Source organism: Streptomyces sp. M-16 (assembly GCF_052114405.1).
In the GTDB taxonomy this organism is placed as follows: domain Bacteria; phylum Actinomycetota; class Actinomycetes; order Streptomycetales; family Streptomycetaceae; genus Streptomyces.
Genome location: NZ_JBFRER010000213.1, coordinates 1 through 6,399, shown reverse-complemented (window position 1 = coordinate 6,399; position 6,399 = coordinate 1). Strand labels below are relative to the sequence as shown.

Annotated in this window: 4 protein-coding genes; 2 read left to right on the top strand and 2 right to left on the bottom strand. The window is 75.6% G+C overall.

Annotated elements, in window-relative coordinates:
• Both hemG and AB4039_RS40895 read right to left on the bottom strand, forming a co-directional pair.
• On the bottom strand, positions 1-630 hold a 630-nt coding region (hemG, locus tag AB4039_RS40900), incomplete at its 3' end, for a protoporphyrinogen oxidase (RefSeq protein WP_442273177.1).
• Positions 631-850: 220 nt separating this feature from the next.
• A complete protein-coding gene (locus AB4039_RS40895) occupies positions 851-3,709 on the bottom strand; it encodes a lysylphosphatidylglycerol synthase domain-containing protein (protein WP_266842129.1) in 2,859 nt (952 codons plus the stop codon).
• A gap of 167 nt (positions 3,710-3,876) precedes the next feature.
• On the opposite strand from AB4039_RS40895, the gene AB4039_RS40890 reads away from it, so the two are divergent.
• The gene (locus AB4039_RS40890; RefSeq protein ID WP_442273176.1) at positions 3,877-4,224 is read left to right on the top strand and encodes an MGMT family protein; all 348 of its coding nucleotides are present in this window, start codon (positions 3,877-3,879) and stop codon (positions 4,222-4,224) included.
• 300 nt (positions 4,225-4,524) lie between these two features.
• A partial coding sequence (locus tag AB4039_RS40885) for an ATP-dependent helicase (RefSeq protein ID WP_442273178.1) occupies positions 4,525-6,399 on the top strand: 1,875 nt, incomplete at its 3' end.

Sequence of the window (6,399 nt, the reverse complement as noted above, 5' to 3'; positions counted from 1 at the left end):
GCCCGCGGGCGGGCGCGCGCCGCCCGCCGCCTTCATCCGGCGCAGCGCGGGCAGCAGCGGGCCGCCCCGTTCGGCCAGGGCGGCGATCCGGGGCAGGGTCGCGTGCAGCGAGAGCCGGTCGGCGCGGCCCGCGTGGACCCCGGCCAGTATCGGTTCGACCAGCCGGTCCAGGGCCTCCCGGCCGAGGCGGGCGCCGAGGTACGCGCTCACCGAGCAGTCCTCGGTGAGCGGTGCGGCGGGCAGGCTCTCCTCGGCCGCGACCCGTGCGACGCCCTCCGCCGAGAGCAGGCCCGTGCCGGCCAGCGCGGCCGGGTCGGCCGGGACGCCCATGACGTGACCGGGCGGGAGCGTGCGCAGCCCGCCGTGGGACCAGAGGGCGGTGGCGGACGGGGCCGGGGCGCGCAGGGCGTCGCCGAGTCCGACGGCGGTCACCAGTTCCACGGCCTCCGGGCGCAGCGCCGTCAGGGATTCCGCGCCCTCGTCGACTGCGGTACCGGCGATGGTGCCGGTGCGCAGTGTGCCGCCGACCGTGGCCCGGCTCTCCAGCACGGTGACGTCCGCCCGGCCGCGCAGCTGCCAGGCGGCCGACAGGCCGCTGATGCCGCCGCCCACGACGATCACTGAACGCATGGTCATCTCCCGTTAAGGTCTGTCTCCTTTGGGAAGGTATGGGAGGGTCCGGGGCGGCCGCATCGTGCTTTCGGTCAGAACCGGCGGTTCCGCCCGGCGGCGGGGTGGGGCGCGGGACCGGGACCGGCCGGCAGACGGGAAGGCCCCGCCGGGACGCCCGGGGTGCCTGGCGGGGCCTTCGTCGGCCGGGCCCCCGAGGGGACCGGCGGGACCGGCGGAGCTAGATCGATTCCTTGCGGGTCAGGAAGTTGAACGAGATCCAGCCCGGGAGGACCGGCAGCCAGAAGGTCATCAGGCGGAAGAGCAGGACCGCCGAGATGGCGACCTCCTTCTCCAGGCCCGCCGCGATCAGACCCAGCGTCAGGGTCGTCTCCACCGCTCCGATGCCGCCCGGGGTCGGGGCCGCCGAGCCCAGGGCGTTGCCCGCCAGGAAGACCACCGCGATGCTCGCGTAGCTGATGGCCTCCCCGCCGCCGAAGGCGCGGATCGAGGCGTCCAGGCACATCACGAAGCAGCCGGTCAGCAGCAGCATGCCGCCGATGCCGGTCATCAGCTTCTGCGGGCGCTGGAGCACGTCCAGCATGCGCGGGACGACACCCGCGAACAGGGCCCGTACCCGGGTGACGACGAACTTCCGCAGGAAGGGGACCGCCGTGACGACGAGGACCAGCACGGCGACCGTGAGCAGGCCCGCGATGACCGTCCGGGAGGGGGTCATCTCGGGCGTCTTCTCGGTGCCCGTCAGGTACCCGAAGGACAGCAGCAGGAGGATGTGGCTGGCCAGGCTGAAGAGCTGGGAGGCGCCGACGCTGGCCACGGCCAGGCCGGGGCGGATGCCGGCCCGCTGCAGGAAGCGGGTGTTCAGCGCGACACCGCCGACCGCGGCCGGGGCGACCAGCTTCACGAAGGACCCCGCCACCTGCGCGAGCACCGTCCGCAGGAAGGGCACCCGTTCCGGTACGAAGCCCAGCAGGCTCATCGCCGCCGCGAAGTAGCTGAGCGCCGAGAAGGCGAGCGCCGCCCCGACCCAGCTCCACTGCGCCTGCTCGACGATGGTCGCGAAGTCCACGTGGGCCAGCTGCGTGAGCAGGAAGTACGCGCCGAACGCACCCGCGATGAAGGACACCAGGGTGCGCGGACGGATCCGTTCCAGCCGGGCCGGCTCCACCGGGGCCTGCGGGCGGATCAGCAGGATCTGCCGGCGGATCTGGCTGAGGAGGTCCTCCTCGCGCGCCCCTTCGAGGGCGTCGTCCAGCGCCCGCTTCTCCGCCTTGCGGTCGGCGGCCGCGCTGGCGCCGGCGTCCCCCGCGCCCGCCGCGGCCTGCGCCTCGCGGGCGGCCTTCGCCACCCGCGAGGACTCCAGTACGGCCTCGCGCTGCCGGTCGGCCCGCTCGCGGGCCAGCCGGCGCAGGGTGGCCCGGGTGGAGCGGCTCAGGGCGATCGGCTGGAGCAGCGGCAGACAGTCCGCCACCGCGTCCGGGCCCAGTACCGACACCGCGGAGGCCACCGAGCGCTCGGCTCCGACCCGCAGGCCGAGGGTGGCCAGCAGCTGGGCGATGTCCATGCGGAGCACCAGGTCGCCGGCCGCGATCTCGCCGCCCCGCAGGTCGGTGAGGATGACGTTGCCGGAACGATCCACCACCAGCGCGTCCCCGGTGAGCCGGCGGTGCGCGATCCGGCGCGACTGGAGGGCCCGTACCTGCTCCCACGCGTTGCGGCTCAGGTCGTCGGTGATCTCCTCGTCCGGCAGCGCGTCGAGGGTCCGGCCGCCCAGGTGCTCGTAGACCAGCATCACGGCGTCGGGGCCGAGCTCGGAGGTGGCGATCAGCCGGGGGGCGTTGGCCCCGGCCGCGATGGCCGCGTAGGCGAGCAGTGCCTCCTGCTCCAGGGCCTGGCGCAGGGACTGCAGGCTGCGCCGGGTGGTGATCCCGCGCAGGGTCATCCGGCGCCAGACCCGGTAGAAGAAGCCGTGCGCCTGCTGCTCGCGGTCCACGACGGTGACGTCCAGCGGCGGCCCGTCCTCCAGCGTGACGTGGTAGCGGCGGCCCCGGTCGCTGCCGTTGGCCTCCGCGCCCTCTCCCTCGGGAGCCTCGGCGCGCATCGCGCTGACCGGCTGGAAGCCGACGCGGCGCAGGCCCGCGAGGAGGTTCTGCCCGGTGGGGCGGACGTTCGGGGAGCCGACCGCGTACAGGGTGCCGTACGCGACGCTCCAGCCGATCAGTACCGTCAGGATGATCGAGAACGGTGTCGTGTACCCGCCGACCAGCATGGCGAAGGCGTCCAGGAGCAGGACCACCCACAGCGCCACCCGCCAGCGGGGCCGGCGCGTCATCCCGACGGCGGTCATGTACGCGATCACGGGCGCGAGGTAGCCGTGCACCGGGTCGGTGAGGGTGCCGGTGGTGCCGGTGGTCCGGGTCAGCGCCTCCTGGATGGTCCCGGGGGCGGCCTGGGAGACCCACAGGTCGGTGGCGAGGGTGACGCCGTGCGCGAGGACCGCGGCGAGTACGCCGTCCGCGATGCGCAGCCCGTCGCGTTTGATCAGCCGCTCGATGGCGAAGGCGACGGGCACCAGGAGCACGGCGATGGAGGACACCAGCCCGGCGACCTTGATCAGCAGATCGGGTGCCTGGCCCGTGCCGGCGCTGATGTCCTGCTCCAGGCCCGCGGTGGTGCCGTGGGCGAAGGCGGCGATGCACAGGACGACGGCGATGCCGAGCACGCCGACGAGGAGCCGTACGAGGTCGGAGGGCCGGTGCACGCGCGCGGCGAGCAGCGGCTCGTCGACCTCGACCCGGTCGGCCGCCGTCGGGGTGTGACCGGGCGGGTCGTCGGGGTGCGGATCGCAGGCGGGCGCCTGGGGCACCTGGGGCGCCTGGGGCACGGCGCCGGAGCGCGGCTGCTCGGGGCGCGCGGGTTCCGGGCGCGCCGGTTCCGGGAGCGCGGGCTCCGGGAGGGCCGCGTCCGGGAGGGCCGCGTCAGGGCGCGCGTCGCCTTCGGCGGGCGCGCCGGAGTCCGCGGGCGCGCCGTTTCCCGGCCGCGCGCCCTCGTCTCTCGTCGCACCGTCCGGAGGGCTCACACCCTGCTCCTTAGCCGTCACATCCGTCTCTTCTTGATCACGTATCACCAGTCACCGCCCGGAAGATGGTGGCACGGACCGGCGGTCGAAGGGGGCACCAGGGTGCGCGCCGGTTCGGAAGGAGAGCTTCCGCCGAGGTGTCCGTGCCGTCCGGCACCATGTCCCGAATGAGCGAAGAGCTTCCCGCGTACGCGGAGCGGGTGCTGGAGGTGGCCGAGCGGATTCCGCCCGGCCGGGTGATGACCTACGGGGACGTCGCGGAGTGGCTCGGCGAGGGCGGACCCCGCCAAGTCGGCCGCGTCATGGCCCTGTACGGAGGAGCCGTGCCCTGGTGGCGCGTGGTGCGGGCGGACGGCGTACCCCTGCCCGGCAGCGAGCGGCGGGCCCTGGAGCGCTACCGGACCGAGGGTACTCCGCTGCGCGAGACCCCCTCCGGCGAGCCGCGCCTCGCGATGCGACGGGCCCGCTGGGACGGGCGTGACGAGACGGACGGAGGCGACGAGACTCACACCTGACAGCTTCGGCCATGCCGGGCACCGGCACAGGCTCGAAGGCGCGTACGGGGGACGACCCGGAAGGCCTCCGGGGCGACGTCCCGCCCCGCCGGGACGGACTGCGGCGGCCGACGCGGTTGGCGTAGCGTTGCCTCTTCGGCGCGCGCGAAGGCCACCACGGCCGCCGCCCGCACCGACCCCGACACCGCCAGCGCGGCAACCGCGGCGACCGCAGACCCACCAGGACCGGCACCCCACGTGATCACCTCTCCTTCCGACCGCTCAGAGCGGCGTACGCGGACCCCTGACGCGTACCGGCTGGTGCGCACCGGGCCGGGACAGGTGGCTCCCCCTGTCCTGGACGCAGCGCAGCGCGCGGTGGTTGATCACACCCGCGGCCCCCTTCTGGTCCTCGCCGGACCGGGCACCGGCAAGACCACCACCCTGATCGAGGCGGCCGCCGCCCGGGTCGAGGCGGGGGTCGACCCCGCCCGCATCCTCATCCTCACCTTCAGCCGCAAGGCCGCAGTGGAACTCCGCGACCGCGCGGCCCTGCGGCTCGGCGGCGCCCGCGCCCCGCAGGCCACCACCTTCCACTCCTTCTGCTACGGACTGGTCCGCGCCCACCAGGACCACGAACTGTTCGCGGACCCGCTGCGCCTGCTCTCCGGCCCGGAGCAGGACGTGATGGTCCGCACCCTGCTGGAGGGCCAGCGTCGGCTCCGCTCCATCCGCTGGCCGGACGACCTGCGGGCCGCGCTGACCACGCGCGGGTTCGCCGACGAGGTGCGCGCCGTCCTGGCCCGCGCCCGCGAGCTGGGCCTCGGCCCCCGCGCCCTGGCCGACTTCGCCGAGCGGATCGGCCGCCCGGACTGGAAGGCGGCCGCGGCCTTCCTCTCCGAGTACCTCGACGTGCTCGACCTCCAGGGGGCGCTGGACTACGCGGAGCTCCTCCACCGGGCCGTCCTGCTGGCCGAGACCACCCCGGCGCTGTCCTCCGCGTACGACGTGATCCTCGTGGACGAGTACCAGGACACGGACGCCTCCCAGCTGCGGCTGCTGCGCGCCCTGAACGGCCCGGGCGGGACCCTGGTCGCCTTCGGCGACCCCGACCAGTCGATCTACGCCTTCCGGGGCGCCGACCTCAACAACATCCTCGGCTTCGAGACCTCCTTCCCGGGCGCGGCCGTGCGCGCGCTGACCGTCGGCCGCCGCTCCGGCTCCGCCCTGCTGGCCGCCACCCGGCTGCTCACCACCCGGATGGCCGTCCCGCGCCTGCCCGCCGCCGCCGTACGGGCCCACCGGGCGCTGGAGCCGGTACGGGAGGGCGGCCGCGTGGAGGTGTACACGTACCCGACGGCCGGCTCCGAGCTCGACAACATCGCCGACATCCTGCGCCGGGCCCACCTGGAGGACGGCGTGCCCTGGCGGGACATGGCCGTCCTGGTCCGCTCCGGCGGCCGCACCCTCCCGGCGATGCGCCGTGCCCTGATCGCGGCGGGCGTCCCCGCGGAGACGGACGCCTCGGCGACCCCCCTCCGCCACGAACCGGCCGTCGCCCCCCTCCTGACGGCCCTGCGCGTCACGGCCACGGCGTCCCAGACCCCACCGACGGGCACGGGCACACCGCTGACCCCCACCGCCGAGACGGCCGAGACCGCCGAGACGGCCGAGACGGCCGTGACCGCCGAGACCGCCGAGACGGCCGAGACCGCCGAGACGGCCGAGACGGCCGTGACCGCCGAGACGGCCGAGACGGCCGTGACCGCCGAGACCGCCGAGACGGCCGAGACGGCCGAGACGGCCGAGACGGCCGAGACGGCCGAGACGGCCGAGACGGCCGAGACGGCCGAGACGGCCGAGACGGCCGAGACGGCCGAGACCGCCGAGGACGGCGTGACGGCCGAGTCGGCCGTAAAGGCCGAGCACGGCGAGACCGCCGAGTGGGCCGAGACCGGGACGGCGCCGTCGGGGGCGGGCCCGGAGGGCACCGTCCCCGCGGAGGGCGCTTCAGGGGCCGCAGGGGCAGACGCTCCTCCGGCCGGGGTCCCGGCCCCTCGCACCGAAGCCGGTGCCCCCACGGACTCGGCGGACCTCGTCCCCGGGACTGCCGCGGCCGACGCCGCCGCCGCGGCCGACGCCGCCGCCGCGGCCGACGCTGCCGCCCCCGCGGAGGAACCGCGCCCGGTGGGGGAC